Consider the following 15,939-nt stretch of genomic DNA (forward strand, 5'->3'; position numbering starts at 1 on the left):
TCGGCACCCGGCTGCTCGGGCACGTCGATGGTCACCGAACGGGACCGGGCGATCCCGCCCTGCGCGACCATCGGATCGACCGGATCGTCCGCGTCGAACTGGACGTCACAGCCCAGCCGACGCAGCACCTCCCCCATGATCGCGATGTCGGTGATCCGCGGGACGTTCGTGATCACACTGCGGCCGGGCGCGAGCAGCGCGGCGGCCATCAGCTTCAACGCCGAGTTCTTGGCACCGACCACGTGCACGGTGCCGGCCAGCCGGGCGTCACCGTGCACCCGGATGACGTCGACGTCGTTGACCGCCGGGTCGCCCGCGTCGCCGGGGCCCACCACCACCGGCCAACTGGGAGTGCTGTCCGGCCGCGCCGGGATCGTCAGGTCGGGAATCCGTAGGCTGTGCGTCATGGCCGTCCACCTCACGCGCATCTACACCAAGGCCGGCGACGCCGGCATGACCAGGCTGAGCAACAACGAGCAGGTGCCGAAGACCGATCCGCGCATCGCCGCGTACGCGGATGTCGACGAGTGCAACGCGGCGATCGGCGTCGCGATCGCGCTGGGCCACCTCGACGAGGAACTGCGGGGCGTGCTGGCGTCGGTGCAGAACGACCTGTTCGACGTCGGCGCCGACCTGTCCACCCCGGTCGAGCCGGAGCCGAAGTACCCACCGCTGCGGGTGACCGAGGAGTACGTCGAGCGCCTGGAGGGCTGGTGCGACGAGTACAACGCACGCCTGAGCAAGCTCGACTCCTTCATCCTCCCGGGCGGCACCGCCGGCGCGGCACTGCTGCACGTGGCACGGACCATCGCCCGGCGAGCCGAACGGGCAGCCTGGGCGCTGGTCAGCCACGATCCGGAACGAACCAGCACGCTCCCGGCAAAGTATCTCAACCGGCTCTCCGATCTGCTCTTTATCCTGTCAAGAACGGCAAATCCGGCTGGAGACGTGCTATGGGTGCCGGGCGGCAAGCGCTGAACGTCGGCGCTGAACACCACGTCGAGGCGGGCTCCCGCCCCTGGCGGGATGGGTTCTCATCTCGGGCAGGGGTGGGTTCCCCGTCCCGCCACGGCCACGCCTGAAAAACACAGGCTTCTCGCCGGGCGCTCTAGCGCTCCACGCGGATGATGATCGACACCAGTTCGGCGATGTCGGGGCAACCTGCTGGCTCCGACACCGCCACATCGGCGATACGGTGTCGATCAAGCCGGCCGTACGTTGGGCGGGCTGCCGTCAGGCGGCCGGCCAGTCCTGGGAGGCCATACGCGGCGAGACCGCCCCCGGAGGGGCGGCCTCGAGCCAGGAGAGAAAGCCGGTAACTGTCGATCGCGCCATGGCGATCTCCACCGGTGCGTGGTGACTGGTACAGCGGAGGATCACCCAGTCGGCCGGCATGGAGAGCCGTTCCTGACCTTCGGGCAACCGTCGACGCTCCACCGCCAGCCCTTTGCGCGACAGCACCCGCTTGGGCCGGATCGCGAAGCTGAACATCCTGTACCACCGCAGCTCGTCACCGACGAAGCGGCCGAAACCGGGTGACCAGCCGCGGCCGTCCAGTACGGTGGTGACCCGGACGCTGAGCCGGATAATGCCACCGCTACGGGTGACCAGAGCTCGCCGGACGAAGAGGATCAGAAGCGCGACGAGGATGACGACAACGCCGACTCCGAATCCCTCGACGATCTCCATCCCCGGTCTGACTCAGCGGCTCTGCGCGGAAACCGGGGTTGCGCTCTCGGCCAGCACGGTGACACCGTCGGCGCTCACCGAGAGGAAGCCGCCGGCGACCTCGTAGGAGACCTGCTCGCCGCCAGCGAGCTTGATGCGCACCTGGCCGGGCTCGGCGAGCTGGCCGAGCAGCGGCGCGTGGCCCGGCAGGACACCGAGCTCGCCCTCGGTCGTCCGGGCGACGACCATCTCGGCCTCACCCGACCAGACCTTCTCCTCGACGGCGACGAGCTCGACGTGAAGCTGCTGTGCCACGCTGTCTCCTTGCTGCGGCTACGGATTGCCGAAAGTCTAGCCTGACGCCGGGGCGCGCCCCACGCGGGTGGGGACATCGGCGTCACGGCTACTTCGTCTTGTTCACGAATTCGGGGTGCTCCAGCAGGAACGGATCGAGCTGCTCGTTGTGCAGTGCGGTGAAGAAGTCCGGGACCCCCTCCTGGAACTGCTCACCCAGGTACCTCTTGCCGTCGTACACCCCGCCACCCGGAAGCTTGATCATCTCGATGGTGTTCGGGCGGATGTCCTTCAGGGCGAGCCCGAAGTCGACCACGCTGTTGCCCCGACCGTTGAAGATCAGCGACTGACCGGCGGCGCGGAGCACCTTGTCCAGCTTGACCGGGTTGGACACCACGTCGGCGCTGAACGCCTGGCCGACCATCGCCTTGACGAACTGCTGCTGGTGACGCTGCCGGCCGTAGTCCGAATCCGGAACGCCGTTCTTCGGGTAACGCTGCCGCACGTAGTCCAGCGCCTGCCACCCACTCAGGTGCTGGTTGCCCTTCTTGTACACCGCCTGCGGGCCGACGTAGCCCTCACCGCGGGTGTTGCCCGGGCGCGCCTTACCGTCCGGCTGCTTGTGCTCGGACCGTACCTCCCGCTCGATGTACATGTTGACGCCACCCATGGCGTCGACGATCTTCTGGAAACCGCTGAAGTTGATGATCGCGCCAGCGTCGAAGCGCTTGATGCCCGTCACGTTCTGCACAGTTGTCGCCAGCAGCTCGAAGCCGCGGGCCGCGTCGGGGTTCGCCCCAGGGACCTTGCTGCCGTGCGACATGGCAGCGTTGATCTTCGTGGTCTCGCCCAGGAACTCGGCCTTCTTGAACGGCGGGATGCGCACGTAGAGGTCCCGAGGCATCGAGAACAGGTAGGCGCGGTCCATCGATGCCGGCACGTGCAGCACCATGATCGAGTCTGCCAGTGGCGCCGCCGTCGGCGTACGCGGGTCGATGCCGACCAGCAGGATGTTGAGCGGACCCTTGATCTCGCTCTTCTTCGCCTGGGCACCCGCCGCCTGGTCACCGAACAGGTCCGCCTTGCCGACGGCACCCTCGTAGCGCGCCATGAGCACCTCGGAGCCGACCAGCACGGCCCCACTGAGCACTGTCAGCACGGTGCCGAACACCGTGCAGATCTTGGCCCAACGCGGCACACCCCGCCAGACGGACGACCTGCGGCCACTCTTGCCGGCCTTACCCACGAGCATCTCCGTTCGTTACGCCCACGGGTTAAAGACGGGCGCACGTCGCCGAAAGGTTGCAAGGATCAACGCTCGTTCGGGTGAGCGCGGAACGACCGTATCTCGGGTGCCGTGGAAGCGACGACCACCGGTAACGGACCGCGACGATGATAGGACGCGAAGATGAACAAAAGACTGCCCCGGCATTGCCGGGGCAGTCTTTTTGTTGCGGATCTGATCGGGCTGGTCAGCCCTTCATCAGCTCCTCAGCCTTCTTCTCCAGGTCGTCGAGACCGCCGCACATGAAGAACGCCTGCTCGGGGAAGTGATCGTACTCACCCTCGCTGATCTTACGGAACGCCTCGATGGTCTCCTTGATCGGAACCGTCGAGCCCGGCACACCGGTGAACTGCTCCGCGGCGTACGTGTTCTGCGACAGGAAGCGCTCGATCCGCCGGGCCCGGGCCACGGTGATCTTGTCTTCCTCGGAGAGCTCCTCGATACCGAGGATGGCGATGATGTCCTGCAGGTCCTTGTAGCGCTGCAGGATCCGCTTCACCTCGGTGGCGACCTGGAAGTGCTCCTGGCCGACGAACTCCGGGGCGAGGATCCGGGACGAGGACGCCAGCGGGTCCACGGCCGGGTAGATGCCCTTGTCGGAGATCGACCGCTCCAGGTTGGTGGTCGCGTCCAGGTGGGCGAACGTGGTGGCCGGGGCGGGGTCGGTGTAGTCGTCCGCCGGCACGTAGATCGCCTGCATCGAGGTGATGGCCTGGCCCCGGACGGAGGTGATCCGCTCCTGGAGCTCGCCCATCTCGTCGGCCAGGGTCGGCTGGTAACCCACGGCGCTCGGCATACGGCCGAGCAGGGTGGAGACCTCCGAACCGGCCTGGGTGAAGCGGAAGATGTTGTCGATGAAGAGCAGCACCTCCTGCTTCTTCACGTCCCGGAAGTACTCCGCCATGGTCAGCGCGGAGAGCGCCACCCGCAGACGGGTGCCCGGCGGCTCGTCCATCTGGCCGTAGACCAGCGCGGTCTTGTCGATGACGCCGGACTCGGTCATCTCGGCGATGAGGTCGTTGCCCTCACGGGTGCGCTCACCCACGCCGGCGAAGACCGAGGTACCACCGAAGTTACGGGCAACACGGGTGATCATCTCCTGGATGAGCACCGTCTTGCCCACGCCCGCGCCGCCGAACAGGCCGATCTTGCCGCCCTTGACGTACGGGGCGAGCAGGTCGATGACCTTGATGCCGGTCTCCAGCATCTCGGTCTTCGGCTCCAGGTCCGCGAAGGCCGGGGCCTTGCGGTGGATACCCCAGTGGTCGTCCGGGGTGAGGGTCTCGCCCTCCTTGAGGTTGAGCACCTCGCCGATCGCGTTGAACACGTGGCCCTTGACCGCGTCGCCCACCGGAACGGTGATCGGCTCGCCGCGGTCACGAACCTCCGCGCCGCGAACCAGACCATCCGTCGGCTGCATCGAGATCGCGCGGACCAGGTTGTCACCCAGGTGCTGGGCGACCTCCAGGGTCAGCGTCTTCTCACCGCCGGACAGGTTCACGGTGACGTTCAGGGCGTTGAACAGGGCAGGCATGGCGTCGCGCGGGAACTCGGCGTCGACGACCGGGCCGATGACCCGGACCACGCGACCCGTGGCCGTCTTGGTCTCTACTGGTGCAGTCATCACACTTCACTTCCCGACGCGGCCAGCGCGTTCGCGCCGCCGACGATCTCGCTGATCTCCTGGGTGATCCCGGCCTGGCGGGCCGAATTCATCTCACGCGTGTACTTGTCGATCATGTCTTCGGCGTTGTCGGTGGCGCTCTTCATCGCCCGCCGCCGTGCCGCCGACTCGCTCGCCGCCGACTCGAGCAACGCCGCGTAGATCCGCGTGTTGATGTACCTCGGCAGGAGCGCGTCGAGCAGCGCCTCCGCCTCCGGCTCGAACTCGTAGGCCGGCAGCAGCCCCTCGGAGCGCGGCCGGTCCTCGACCTGCATCGGCCCGAGGATCTTGGCGACCGGGGTCTGCGTCATCAGCGAGTGGAACTCGGTGTAGACGATGTGCAACTCGTCGACGCCGAGCACCCCGTCCGCCCCGGCGCTGCCGTCGGCGTCGTCCGCACCGGCCGTGAACGCCTTGATCAGCGTCTCACCCACGGCACGGGCGTCCTCGAACGACGGCTGCTCGCTGAACCCGGTCCAGTTCGCCTCGATCGGCCGGTCACGGAACCGGTAGAACCCGACGCCCTTACGCCCGATGACGTAGAGCACCGGCTCCTTGCCGTCCGCCCGGAGCCGCGCGATGAGCGACTCCGCCGTCTTGATCGCGTTGGAGCTGTAGCCGCCGGCCAGGCCACGGTCGCTGGTGACCAACAGGACGCCGGCCCGCCGCACCCGCTCACGCGGGGTGAGCAGCGGGTGGTCGATCCGCGCGTTGGACGCCAGCGCCGTGAGCACACCGGTGATGGCCTGGGCGTACGGCAGGGACGCCTGCACCCGGGCCTGGGCCTTGGCGATCCGGCTCGTCGCCACGAGCTCCATCGCCTTGGTGATCTTCTTCATCGACTTCGCCGAGCGGATCCGTTGACGAAGAACGCGTACCTGGGCCGCCATGGGATCAGCTCTCGGCCGGGCGGTCGGTCGCGCCGTCGCGGAAGCGGGTCACCGTCTCGCGGTTCTCGTCGCCCTCCAGCGGAGCGGCCGGCGCGTCGTTGACCCGACGCTCGTCGCCCTTGCCGAGGAAGACCTGCTTGAACTCGCTGATCGCGTTGTCCAAAGAGCCGACGATGTCGTCGTTCCACTGGTTGTCGGCGATCCCGGCCAGCACACCCGCGTGCTTGTGCCGCAGGTACTGGAGGAACTCCGACTCGAAGCGCCGGATATCACCCACCGGGATGTCGTCCAGCTTGCCCTCGGTGCCGGCCCAGACCGTGACGACCTCTTCCTGCACCGGGAACGGCGAGTAGTTCGGCTGCTTGAGCAGCTCGACCAGCCGTACACCGCGGTCCAGCTGGGCCCGGGAGGCCTTGTCCAGGTCGGAGGCGAAGGCGGCGAACGCCTCCAGCTCGCGGTACTGGGCCAGGTTGAGGCGCAGCGAACCGGCGACCTTGCGCATCGGCTTCACCTGCGCGGCGCCACCGACCCGGGAGACCGAGGTGCCGACGTTGATCGCCGGACGGACGCCCTGGTTGAACAGGTCGGTCTCCAGGAAGATCTGACCGTCGGTGATCGAGATGACGTTGGTCGGGATGAAGGCCGAGATGTCGTTGGCCTTCGTCTCGATGATCGGGAGACCGGTCATCGAGCCGCCACCCAGCTCGTCGGAGAGCTTCGCGCAGCGCTCCAGCAGGCGGGAGTGCAGGTAGAAGACGTCACCCGGGTACGCCTCGCGGCCCGGCGGGCGACGCAGCAGCAGCGACACGGCCCGGTACGCCTCGGCCTGCTTGCTCAGGTCGTCGAAGACGATCAGGACGTGCTTGCCGCCGTACATCCAGTGCTGCCCGATGGACGAGCCGGTGTACGGGGCGATGTACTTGAAGCCGGCCGGGTCGGACGCCGGGGAGGCCACGATGGTGGTGTACTCCAGCGCGCCCGCCTCCTCCAACTGACCCTTGATGGAGGCGATCGTGGAGGCCTTCTGGCCGATGGCGACGTAGATGCAGCGAACCTGCTTCTTCGGGTCGCCGGTGCGCCAGTTGTCCCGCTGGTTGAGGATGGCGTCCAGGGCGACCGTGGTCTTGCCGGTCTTCCGGTCACCGATGATCAGCTGCCGCTGGCCCCGACCAATCGGCGTCATCGCGTCGATCGCCTTGATGCCGGTCTGCAGCGGCTCGAACACCGACTGCCGGGACATCACGTTCGGAGCCTGCAGCTCCAGCTCGCGGTAGCCCTCGTCGGCGATGTCGCCGAGACCGTCGATCGGCTGGCCGAGCGCGTTGACCACGCGGCCGAGGAAGGCGTCGCCGACCGGCACGGAGAGCACCCGGTCGGTGCGCTTGACGCGCTGCCCCTCCTCCAGCTTCGCGGCGTCACCGAGAACGACGACACCGATCTCCCGGACGTCGAGGTTCAACGCCACGCCGAGCGTGCCGTCCTCGAACTCCAGCAGCTCGTTGGTCTTGGTCGAGGGCAGGCCCTCGACGTGGGCGATGCCGTCACCGGTGTCGGCGACGGTGCCGACCTCCTCGCGGGAGACGTCGGACGAGTAGGAGGAGACGTAGCGCTCCAGGGCGCCGCGGATCTCCTCCGTCGAGATGGTCAGCTCGGCCATCCTCTGCTTCCTTAAAATTCAGGGGCCCGGGATACCTAGTACCAACCGGTCCGAATGGCGTCTGTCAATCCGGGCGCTGGGCGGCGGAGCCGCCCCGACTGGGCGGCGGAGCCACACAGCCGCTGGGCGGCAAAGCCGTCAGCGCTTCGCGAGCGCGTTGCGGGTCTCGTTGAGGCGGCGCAGGATGGTGCCGTCGTACAGGTCGGAGCCGACCCGGACGCTCACGCCACCCAGGACGGCGGGGTCGACCGTCTGCTTGACGGAGACCTCTCGACCGTATATCGCGGTGAGGCTCGCACCCAGCCGACGCTCGTCCTCGTCACTCAACGGGGCCGCGACGGTCACGTACGCCACCTGCCGGTCACGCCGGTCGGCGGCAAGCTCCACCAGCCGGGTGAGCGCGCCATTGAAGGAGCGCCCCCCGAACCCGCCGAGTGCGACCTCGACGAGGCGGACGGTGACCGGACGGGCCTTGTCGGCGAGCAGCTCGCGGGCCAGGGTGGCCCGCTGCTCGACCGGGGCGGCCGTGTCGGCGAGCATGTTGCTCAGCGCCGACTGACCGGCCACGACCTGGCCGAAGCGGAACAGCTCGTCCTCGACCTCGCCCAGTTCGCCGGCCTTGTCGGCGCTGGCGAGTAGCGCCTCCACCCCCAGCCGCTCGGCGCCGTCGAGCAACTCCGACGGTGCCGACCAGCGGCCGGAGACCAGCGCCACGAGCAGGTCGAGCGCGTCCGCGCCGATCCGCCCGCCCAGCATGTCGCCGAGCAGAGCGCCGCGATCCTCGCCGGAACGGGCCGGCTCGGACAGCGCCCGGCGCAGCCGCGGCTCGCGCCGCAGCAGGGTCGCCACGGAGAGGATGGCGTCGGCGGTGGAGGCCACCGCCGACGGCTCCGCGCCGCGGACGTACGCGTCGAGGCGCTCGGCCGCGACCTTGTACGACTCCCGGCTGGCGGCCTGCATCAGCGGGCCCCCGTGCTCTCGAGACCGCTCAGGAACCGGTCGACGGTGCCCTTGCGCCGGGCCTCGTCGGCCAGCGACTCGCCGACGATCTTGCTGGCCAGGTCCACCGCGATCGTGCCGACCTCCGCGCGCAGCTCGCGCACGATGGTGGCCCGCTCGGCGGCGAGCGCGTCCTTGCCGGCCTGGATGACCCGGTCGGACTCCTCCCGCGCCTTGGCGAGGATGTCCTGCCGGATGCCCTCGGCGTCGGCCCGCGCGTCGTCACGGATCTTGGCGGCGTCGGTCCGGGCCTCAGCGAGCTGGGCACGGTACTGCTCGAGCAGCTGGTTCGCCTCGGCCTGGGCGGCCTCGGCGCGCTTGATGCCGCCCTCGATGGCGTCGACCCGAGCTTGGAACGTCTGCTCCATGCGCGGGAAGACGAACTTCATCAACACGAAGCAGAGCACGGCGAAGGCCACCGACCCGACCACGACCTCCTGCCAGAGCGGGATGATCGGGTTGTGGGTGGACTCACCACCCTCAGCGGCGAGGAAGTACATGGTTACCTCCCGGTCTAGGGGCGGGATCAGCCGGCCCAGATGAAGCCGAAGGCGATGCCGAGCAGCGCCAGCGCCTCGATGACGGCGAAGCCGATCCAGACGTAGGGCAGGGTCATCCGGGACGACTCCGGCTGGCGGGCCGTCGACTGGATGTAGGCAGCGAAGACCAGGCCGACGCCGATGCCGGGGCCGATGGCGGCGAGGCCGTAGCCGATGGCAGCGGTGCTACCGGTGACCTCGGCGAGAACGCTAGCGTCCATTGGTGTGGTTCCTCCTGGTTATCACGCGTGACTCTCACGCGGGACGACAACGGTTGGTGCGGTGGATCAGTGCTCGTCGGCGAGCGCGCCCTGTACGTAGCTGGCGGTGAGGACGGTGAAGACGTACGCCTGCAGGCAGATCACCAGGAACTCGAGGAAGGTGAGCGCGATGGTCATCACCCAGGAGAGCACCGAGACCGGGGCCAGCCAGGCGTTTGCACTCAGCATGGCGAAGCCGCCGAGCGTGAAGACCAGCAGGAGCATGTGACCGGCGAACATGTTCGCGAAGAGACGAACCGCGAGCGAGAACGGCCGGACGATGAAGGTCGAGAAGAGCTCGATCGGGATCAGCAGCGGCAGGATGTACCACGGTGCCGGCGGGATCAGCGAGTTCTTGAAGTACTTGACGAAGCCGTGCTTCTTGATGCCGATGTAGTTGAACAGCACGTAGCTGATGATCGCGAGGATCGCCGGGAAGGCGATGTGCGAGTTCGGCGAGATCTGGAAGAACGGAATGATCGCGAACGCGTTCGTCAGCAGCACGAAGCAGAACAGCGTCGTGAAGTAGGGCGCGAAGCGAACACCCGCGTGGCCGATCATGTCGACGGCGATGTTGTTGCGCACGAAGCCGTAGATCGACTCGGCGAACCACTGCTTCTTCGTCGGCACCAGCTGCGGGTTCCGGTAGGTCGCCAGGAAGAAGATGATCAGGACGCCGACCGCGATCCAGACCATCGCCGTGATCTTGGTGAACCAGTAGGAGTCTTCCACCCCCCACGGCAGGATGCTGGGCAGGTAGAAGTCGTCCACCGTAGGTGGGAATCCCGCCTGGCCCGCTGCCAGAACGTTCGCCTGTCCGAACACCGCGTCCCTTCCTAAGTTGGCGTGCCGAGCCGGCGAACGACCAGGATGATCCCCCCGGCCATACCGAGCACGACTCCGATGCCGGTGGCGACGCCACCGGTGTCGAGCCACTGGTCAACCAGCCAGCCGATGAAGCCCCACACGAGCATCCCTCCGATGAGGTAGCTGAGCGCGGTCCAACCCTGACCGGCGCCGGACGGATAATCGTCCGGTTCACCGGCGGGACGGGGGGTTTGGTCACCAGCCATGACGGGGCGAACGATATCAGCCGGGAAGACGAGGCTGTGCCTCACCCCCCGCACAACCGTCGTTGTGTGGGCTTCTCGTGGGCGCCGTCGTCTGTGGGCACGCTACTCCCCTTCCGCCCGTCGGAAAATGACCGGAGGCCGACACATTGCCGCGCGTCCAAAAAGTGGGACGACCCGCCGGGTCAGCGGTGCGCCCGGCGAGCGTGCACGGTGGTCAGCCACCAGATGTGCACCGCCGTCCACACTGCCACCCCGGCGACGATGCCGAGGCAGAGCGGGATCAACCCCGCCCAACCGGTCGACGCCACCGCCACCAGCACCCCACCCAGCAGGCTGAACTTCAGCACGTACAGGCCCACGCCGAGCGGCAGCAGCAGCTGCGGGTTGACCTGGTCGGCCCGGGCCAGCACCACCGTGGTCAGCGTGTAGCTGAGGACCGTGACGCCCACCCCGGCCGCCGCGCCGACCGCCGCCGTCGCGCCGCCAGTCACCGCACCGACGACCGCGGCGACCATGGCGAGCGCCGCCGATACGGTCAACAGCACCGGCAGGTGCCGCAGCCGCCACCGCCGGTCGCTGTCGGGCTCGACCACCCCGGGCTCAGCCACGGGGGTACGCCGGAAACGCCGCGACCAGCTCGGCAACCTCGGCACCCAGCCGGGTCAGTTGGTCGGTGCCGCCCGGCGCCCCGGGATCGGTGCGTACCGCTCGGGCGATCAACGTGGCCACCTGCCGCAGCTCCCCCTCGCGCATCCCCTGGGTGGTGACGCTCGGCGTGCCCACCCGGATGCCGGAGGCCACCATCGGCGGCTGCGGGTCGTACGGGATGGCGTTCTTGTTCAGGGTGATCGACGCGGCGTCGCAGCGTCGCTCGGCGTCCGCGCCGGTCACCCCCAGCTCCCGCAGGTCGATCAGCGCGAGATGGGTGTCGGTGCCACCGGACACCGGGCGCATCCCCTCGTCGGCGAGCCCGGCGGCGAGCGCCTGGGCGTTGCGGACGACCTGGCTGGCGTACGTCTGGAACTCCGGCTGGGCGGCCTCGCGCAGCGCGACCGCCTTCGCCGCGACGGCGTGCATCAGCGGGCCGCCCTGGGTGAACGGGAAGACCGCCTTGTCGATCCGCTGGGCCAGAGCCTCGCGGCACAGGATCATGCCGCCGCGCGGGCCGCGCAGCACCTTGTGGGTGGTGGCGCAGACGACGTCGGCGTACGGCACCGGGGACGGGATCGCCCGGCCGGCGACCAGGCCGATGAAGTGCGCGGCGTCCACCATCAGGTACGCGCCGACCTCGTCGGCGATCTCCCGGAACCGGGCGAAGTCGATCAGCCGGGGGTACGCGGTGGCACCACAGATGATCAGCTTGGGTCGGTGGGTCCGAGCAAGGTCCCGGACCTCGTCGTAGTCGATCAGCTCGGTGTCCGGCCGGACCGGGTAGCCGACCGGGTGGAACCACTTGCCGGAGAAGTTCACCCGGCTGCCGTGGGTGAGGTGCCCGCCGTGCGGCAGATCCATCGCCAGCACCGTGTCACCCGGCTGCACCAGCGCGGCGTACGCGGCCAGGTTGGCGCTCGCACCGGAGTGCGGCTGGAGGTTGGCGTGTTCGGCACCGAAGAGCTCCTTGGCGCGGGCGATGCCGATCTCCTCGGCCCGGTCCACCTCGGCACAGCCGCCGTAGTAGCGCCGGCCCGGGTAGCCCTCGGCGTACTTGTTGGTGAGCGTCGAACCGAGCGCGGCCAGCACCGCCGGCGAGGTCAGGTTCTCGCTGGCGATCAGCTGCAGGCCGCCCCGCAACCGCTCCAGCTCGCCGAGGACCACCCCGGCGATCTCCGGATCGGTGGCCCTGAGCTGCGCGAAATCCGGCCCCCAGAAGGTGCTCGTTTCGGTCTCCACAGCGAACGAGTCTAGGGGGCCGCACACTGGGACCTGTGAGATGCCTCGTCACCGGAGCGACCGGCTACATCGGCGGGCGGCTGACCCCGCTGCTGCTCGCCGACGGGCACACCGTGCGCTGCCTCGCCCGCAAGGCGGTCCGGCTGCGCGACGTGCCCTGGGCCTCGGCGGCCGAGATCGTCGAGGGAGACCTCAGCAAACCGGAGACGCTGGCCGCCGCGTTCGCCGACGTGGACGTCGCGTACTTCCTGGTGCACTCGCTGGGCCGATCCGACTTCGAGGCGGCCGACCGGGCGGCGGCGACCAACTTCGCGGCGGCGGCCCACGCGGCCGGCGTACGCCGCATCGTCTACCTGGGCGGTCCGCTACCGGCGACCGACGCCGTCCCCTCGCCGCACCTGCGCTCCCGGGCCGAGGTGGGCCGGATCCTGCTGGCCAGCGGGGTGCCCACGGCGGTGCTCAGGGCCGCGGTGATCATCGGCTCCGGTTCGGCGTCGTTCGAGATGCTGCGGTACCTGACCGAACGTCTGCCCGCCATGATCACGCCGCGTTGGGTGCGCAACCGGATCCAGCCGATCGCCGTCCGCGACGTGCTGAACTACCTGGTCGGCTGCACCGAGCTGCCGGCGGAGGTCAACCGGGGCTTCGACATCGGCGGGCCGGACGTGCTGACCTTCCGCGAGATGATGCAGCGCTACGCCCGGGTGGCCGGGCTGCGCCGGCGGATCATCGTGCCGGTCCGGGCGCTCACCCCGTCGCTCTCCTCGCACTGGGTCGGCCTGATCACCCCGGTGCCGAACGCCATCGCCCGCCCGCTGGTGGAGAGCCTGATCCAGGAGGCGGTCGCGGACGAACACGACATCGCCCGCTACGTACCCGACCCGCCGGGCGGGCTGACCGGCTTCGACGACGCGGTGGCGCTGGCGCTGGCCAAGGTGCGCGACGCCCAGGTGGAAACCCGTTGGTCGAACGCCAGCGGCCCGGACGCGCCCGCCGAGCCGTTGCCCACCGACCCGAAGTGGTCCGGCGGCACCGCCTACACCGACGTGCGCGAGAGGGTGGTGGACGCCTCACCGGCGGCACTCTGGCGGGTCGTCGAGGGCGTCGGCGGGGAGCACGGCTGGTACTCGTTCCCGCTGGCCTGGTCGATCCGGGGCTGGCTGGACCGGCTGGTCGGCGGGGTCGGGCTGCGTCGGGGCCGACGCGACCCGCACCGCCTCCAGGTCGGCGAGGCGCTGGACTTCTGGCGGGTCGAGGAGATCGTCCCCGGTGAGTTGCTGCGGCTGCGCGCCGAGATGCGGCTCCCCGGCCGAGCCTGGCTGGAGATGCGGGTGCTGCCAACCAACGACGGCCGCAGCCGCTACCAGCAACGCGCCGTCTTCCTGCCGCGCGGCCTGCCGGGGCACGCCTACTGGAAATCGGTGGCCCCGTTCCACACGGTGGTCTTCGGCGGGATGGCCCGCAACATCGCGCGCAACGCCGAACAGACCCGCTGATCCACCCCGCTCTCAGTTGCCGGTGCGGGCTCCGGTGACCTGGAAGGCGGTTCGTTCGCTGGGCGGGACGAAGTCGCGTACCGGTTGGTCGCGCAGGCCGACGACGAGCACCTTGCCGACCGCGTCCACCATCCGGGCCTGCACTGCCTGACCGACAGCGTCCCGGGGGTCGTCCGGGTTCGCCGCCATCGAGGCGACCGCCAACTGCGGCGTGAACGCCACCACCGTCTCCGTCTCGTACCGCTCCGAGCTTCCGGTCTTGCCCGCCACCGGGCGGCCGACCTGCGCGCGCAGTCTGGGCGCTGTCGCGCCGTCACATCGCCCGTACATCGACTGGTCGCCGACCGGGCAGCGCGAGGCGTCGGTGGCCGCCCTGGCCACATCGGCGTCGAGCACCTGCCGGCAGTCCGGCTTGGCGGCGTCGACCGGACGACCGCCCGAGTCGGTGATCGAGACCACCGGCAACGGGGCGCACCAGGTCCCCTCGGCCGCCACCGTGGCGTACGCGGTGGCCAGGTCGAGCGGGGTGGTGGCGGCCACGCCCAGGGTGAACGGACCCCAGTTCTTCGCGCCGTACCGGGCCAGGTTGGCGTCGGAGTCGGCCCGCAGCACGATGCCGAGCCGCTCGGCCATCTCCACCACCCGGTCGGCGCCGACCTTCTCCGTCAGCCAGGCGAAGTACGTGTTCACCGAGCGGCCGAACGCGCTCCACATGGTGCGGGGGCCGTCCATCGACGACGGACTCGCGTTCGCCGGACACCAGCGACCGTCGCAGCTCGCCTGCCCGGTGACCGGGAATCGGGTGAGCAGTTGGGTGGGCGCCACGAACTCGGTCGACAGCGGCAGGCCGGACTCCAACGCGGCCAGCATGGTGAAGAGCTTGAACGTCGAGCCGCCCTGGTACCCCTCGATCGCCCCACCACCGGCGACCAGCTGGTTGACAGTGTTCGGGCGGTTCTTCTGCCCGACCGGGTTGTCCTGCACGCTGTAGGCGCGGTTCACCGACATGGCCAGCACCCGCCCGGTGCCCGGCTGCACCACGGCGGTCGGCACGGCCTCCGCATCCGTCGGTCGGTAGATCTTCAGCACCTGCTCGGTGGTGGCCTTCTGCACCGCCGGGTCCAGCGACGACACGATGGAGAACCCGCCCCGGCGCAGCGTGCGCTGGCGCTCGTCGGCACTCGCCCCGAACGCGGCCTGGCTGCTCCACCAGCGGGCGAACCAGTCGCAGAAGAAGCCCCAGTCGTTGTGCGTCTCGGGCACCCCCGTGCAGTCGTTCGGGGTCTCGCTGGGTTGCAGCTGCAACGGTTCGGCCCGAGCCGCCGCCGCCACGTCCACCGGCACCTGTCCCGACTCCACCAGCCGCTCCAACACGTACGTCCGCCGCTCCAACGCGCTGTCGGCGTCGCCGTTGATCGGGTCGTCGCTGTCCGGTGACCGGACCAGGCCGGCCAGCAGCGCCGCCTGGGCCAGGGTCAGGTCGGCCGGAGACCGGGAGAAGTAGCGCTTGCTGGCCGCCGCGATGCCGTACGCCCCGGCGCCGAAGTACGCGATGTTGAGGTAGCGGGTGAGGATCTCCTCCTTGTCGAGTTCTCGTTCCAGCGCGAGCGCGTATCGCATCTCCTGGAGTTTCCGCACCGTGGTGACCTCGGTGGCGGCCACCCGCTGCGCCTCGGTCAGCCGCGGGTCACTGCTGAGCACGTTGCGGACGTACTGCATGGTGAGCGTGCTCGCGCCCTGCCGGGTCCGGCCGTCGCGCTTGTTGACGGTGAACGCGCGTACCACGCCCCGCAGGTCGACGCCGCTGTGCTGGTAGAACCGGACGTCCTCGGCGGCGATGATCGCCTGGCGCATCACCGGGGCCACCTCGTGCAGCGGCACGTCCACCCGGTCCTCCTGGTAGAAGGAGGTGATCAGGGTGGTGCCGTCGTTGGCGTAGAGGTTGGAGCGCTGCGCCGTCGGCGGCGTGCGGAGCGTGTTCGGCAGCTCCGAGTACGGCGTGGACAGGTTGCTGAAGCCGATCCCGAAGACCAGGGCCGCCGGCAGGGCGGCTGCGGCCAGTACCAACCCGGCCAGCACTCCGGCGATCACCACGGTCAGCAGTTTGTCGAGATGGGCCCGGATCATCAGCTCTCCCCGCAGGAGCCGGTCACGCTAGGACCCGTTCAGAATGACCCGGAATGCCCCTCTAGCCCCTGGTTTTCCCCAAACCCGGAGGAAACTCG

The 15,939-nt window shown here is 69.3% G+C and carries 16 protein-coding genes and 1 pseudogene; 2 read left to right on the forward strand and 15 right to left on the reverse strand.

Annotated features, from left to right (window positions below; genetic code table 11):
* A pseudogene (locus ACWCO3_RS05240) lies at positions 1-407 on the reverse strand (UDP-N-acetylglucosamine 1-carboxyvinyltransferase); the annotation flags it as partial.
* Here ACWCO3_RS05240 and ACWCO3_RS05245 point away from each other — a divergent pair.
* Positions 406-978 (forward strand): cob(I)yrinic acid a,c-diamide adenosyltransferase, encoded by a 573-nt coding sequence (locus tag ACWCO3_RS05245; protein ID WP_145779215.1) that lies wholly within the window; start codon positions 406-408, stop codon positions 976-978. The pseudogene ACWCO3_RS05240 and the gene ACWCO3_RS05245 sit on opposite strands and share 2 nt — an antisense overlap.
* Positions 979-1,233: 255 nt before the next feature.
* Here the strand turns inward: ACWCO3_RS05245 and ACWCO3_RS05250 are convergent, their stop codons facing one another.
* From ACWCO3_RS05250 to ACWCO3_RS05310, 13 genes are all read right to left on the reverse strand, one after another.
* Positions 1,234-1,689 carry a DUF2550 domain-containing protein gene (locus ACWCO3_RS05250; RefSeq protein WP_358164147.1) on the reverse strand — a complete coding sequence of 152 codons (456 nt, stop codon included), beginning with the start codon at positions 1,687-1,689 and terminating at the stop codon, positions 1,234-1,236.
* Positions 1,690-1,701: 12 nt separating this feature from the next.
* Entirely contained in the window at positions 1,702-1,983 is a 282-nt protein-coding gene (locus tag ACWCO3_RS05255) for a F0F1 ATP synthase subunit epsilon (RefSeq protein WP_088987887.1), read from the reverse strand.
* Positions 1,984-2,071: 88 nt separating this feature from the next.
* Positions 2,072-3,214 carry an LCP family protein gene (locus tag ACWCO3_RS05260; RefSeq protein WP_145779214.1) on the reverse strand — a complete coding sequence of 381 codons (1,143 nt, stop codon included), beginning with the start codon at positions 3,212-3,214 and terminating at the stop codon, positions 2,072-2,074.
* Between the two features lie 220 nt (positions 3,215-3,434).
* Positions 3,435-4,871 (reverse strand): F0F1 ATP synthase subunit beta, encoded by a 1,437-nt coding sequence (gene atpD, locus ACWCO3_RS05265; protein ID WP_145779213.1) that lies wholly within the window; start codon positions 4,869-4,871, stop codon positions 3,435-3,437.
* Entirely contained in the window at positions 4,871-5,800 is a 930-nt protein-coding gene (locus ACWCO3_RS05270) for a F0F1 ATP synthase subunit gamma (RefSeq protein ID WP_145779212.1), read from the reverse strand. Before ACWCO3_RS05270 ends, atpD begins: the two co-directional genes overlap by 1 nt.
* 4 nt (positions 5,801-5,804) lie before the next feature.
* On the reverse strand, positions 5,805-7,457 hold the full coding sequence (atpA, locus tag ACWCO3_RS05275; RefSeq protein ID WP_347661629.1) for a F0F1 ATP synthase subunit alpha: 1,653 nt from the start codon (positions 7,455-7,457) through the stop codon (positions 5,805-5,807).
* A 138-nt stretch (positions 7,458-7,595) separates the two neighbouring features.
* Complete coding sequence (locus ACWCO3_RS05280; RefSeq protein WP_347661630.1) at positions 7,596-8,417, reverse strand: F0F1 ATP synthase subunit delta; 822 nt, start codon at positions 8,415-8,417, stop codon at positions 7,596-7,598.
* On the reverse strand, positions 8,417-8,956 hold the full coding sequence (locus ACWCO3_RS05285) for a F0F1 ATP synthase subunit B (RefSeq protein WP_145779209.1): 540 nt from the start codon (positions 8,954-8,956) through the stop codon (positions 8,417-8,419). The genes ACWCO3_RS05280 and ACWCO3_RS05285 overlap by 1 nt, the downstream gene beginning before the upstream one ends.
* A gap of 26 nt (positions 8,957-8,982) precedes the next feature.
* Entirely contained in the window at positions 8,983-9,216 is a 234-nt protein-coding gene (locus ACWCO3_RS05290) for an ATP synthase subunit c family protein (protein ID WP_067312849.1), read from the reverse strand.
* Between the two features lie 66 nt (positions 9,217-9,282).
* Positions 9,283-10,080, reverse strand: coding sequence for a F0F1 ATP synthase subunit A (atpB, locus tag ACWCO3_RS05295; protein ID WP_145779208.1), 798 nt, complete (start codon positions 10,078-10,080; stop codon positions 9,283-9,285).
* An 11-nt stretch (positions 10,081-10,091) separates the two neighbouring features.
* Positions 10,092-10,328 carry an AtpZ/AtpI family protein gene (locus tag ACWCO3_RS05300; protein WP_088991414.1) on the reverse strand — a complete coding sequence of 79 codons (237 nt, stop codon included), beginning with the start codon at positions 10,326-10,328 and terminating at the stop codon, positions 10,092-10,094.
* A 182-nt stretch (positions 10,329-10,510) separates the two neighbouring features.
* Complete coding sequence (locus ACWCO3_RS05305) at positions 10,511-10,936, reverse strand: hypothetical protein (RefSeq protein ID WP_145779207.1); 426 nt, start codon at positions 10,934-10,936, stop codon at positions 10,511-10,513.
* Positions 10,929-12,218 (reverse strand): serine hydroxymethyltransferase, encoded by a 1,290-nt coding sequence (locus ACWCO3_RS05310; RefSeq protein ID WP_208744932.1) that lies wholly within the window; start codon positions 12,216-12,218, stop codon positions 10,929-10,931. Before ACWCO3_RS05310 ends, ACWCO3_RS05305 begins: the two co-directional genes overlap by 8 nt.
* A 35-nt stretch (positions 12,219-12,253) precedes the next feature.
* Here ACWCO3_RS05310 and ACWCO3_RS05315 point away from each other — a divergent pair, with 35 nt between their 5' ends.
* Positions 12,254-13,714 carry an SDR family oxidoreductase gene (locus ACWCO3_RS05315; RefSeq protein ID WP_145779205.1) on the forward strand — a complete coding sequence of 487 codons (1,461 nt, stop codon included), beginning with the start codon at positions 12,254-12,256 and terminating at the stop codon, positions 13,712-13,714.
* 12 nt (positions 13,715-13,726) lie between these two features.
* Here ACWCO3_RS05315 and ACWCO3_RS05320 read toward each other — a convergent pair whose 3' ends face one another.
* Positions 13,727-15,841 (reverse strand): transglycosylase domain-containing protein, encoded by a 2,115-nt coding sequence (locus ACWCO3_RS05320; protein WP_450008614.1) that lies wholly within the window; start codon positions 15,839-15,841, stop codon positions 13,727-13,729.
* Positions 15,842-15,939: the final 98 nt, after the last annotated feature.

Source organism: Micromonospora sp. NPDC002411 (genome assembly GCF_053592955.1).

Excerpts from the sequence above, each read along its gene's own strand:
- atpA (WP_347661629.1), bottom strand. The coding sequence starts at position 7,457 with ATGGCCGAGCTGACCATCTCGACGGAGGAGATCCGCGGCGCCCTGGAG.
- ACWCO3_RS05250 (WP_358164147.1), bottom strand. The coding sequence starts at position 1,689 with ATGGAGATCGTCGAGGGATTCGGAGTCGGCGTTGTCGTCATCCTCGTC.
- ACWCO3_RS05270 (WP_145779212.1), bottom strand. The coding sequence starts at position 5,800 with ATGGCGGCCCAGGTACGCGTTCTTCGTCAACGGATCCGCTCGGCGAAG.
- ACWCO3_RS05290 (WP_067312849.1), bottom strand. The coding sequence starts at position 9,216 with ATGGACGCTAGCGTTCTCGCCGAGGTCACCGGTAGCACCGCTGCCATC.
- atpD (WP_145779213.1), bottom strand. The coding sequence starts at position 4,871 with ATGACTGCACCAGTAGAGACCAAGACGGCCACGGGTCGCGTGGTCCGG.
- ACWCO3_RS05245 (WP_145779215.1), top strand. The coding sequence starts at position 406 with ATGGCCGTCCACCTCACGCGCATCTACACCAAGGCCGGCGACGCCGGC.
- ACWCO3_RS05300 (WP_088991414.1), bottom strand. The coding sequence starts at position 10,328 with ATGGCTGGTGACCAAACCCCCCGTCCCGCCGGTGAACCGGACGATTAT.
- ACWCO3_RS05260 (WP_145779214.1), bottom strand. The coding sequence starts at position 3,214 with ATGCTCGTGGGTAAGGCCGGCAAGAGTGGCCGCAGGTCGTCCGTCTGG.
- ACWCO3_RS05285 (WP_145779209.1), bottom strand. The coding sequence starts at position 8,956 with ATGTACTTCCTCGCCGCTGAGGGTGGTGAGTCCACCCACAACCCGATC.
- ACWCO3_RS05320 (WP_450008614.1), bottom strand. The coding sequence starts at position 15,841 with ATGATCCGGGCCCATCTCGACAAACTGCTGACCGTGGTGATCGCCGGA.
- ACWCO3_RS05280 (WP_347661630.1), bottom strand. The coding sequence starts at position 8,417 with ATGCAGGCCGCCAGCCGGGAGTCGTACAAGGTCGCGGCCGAGCGCCTC.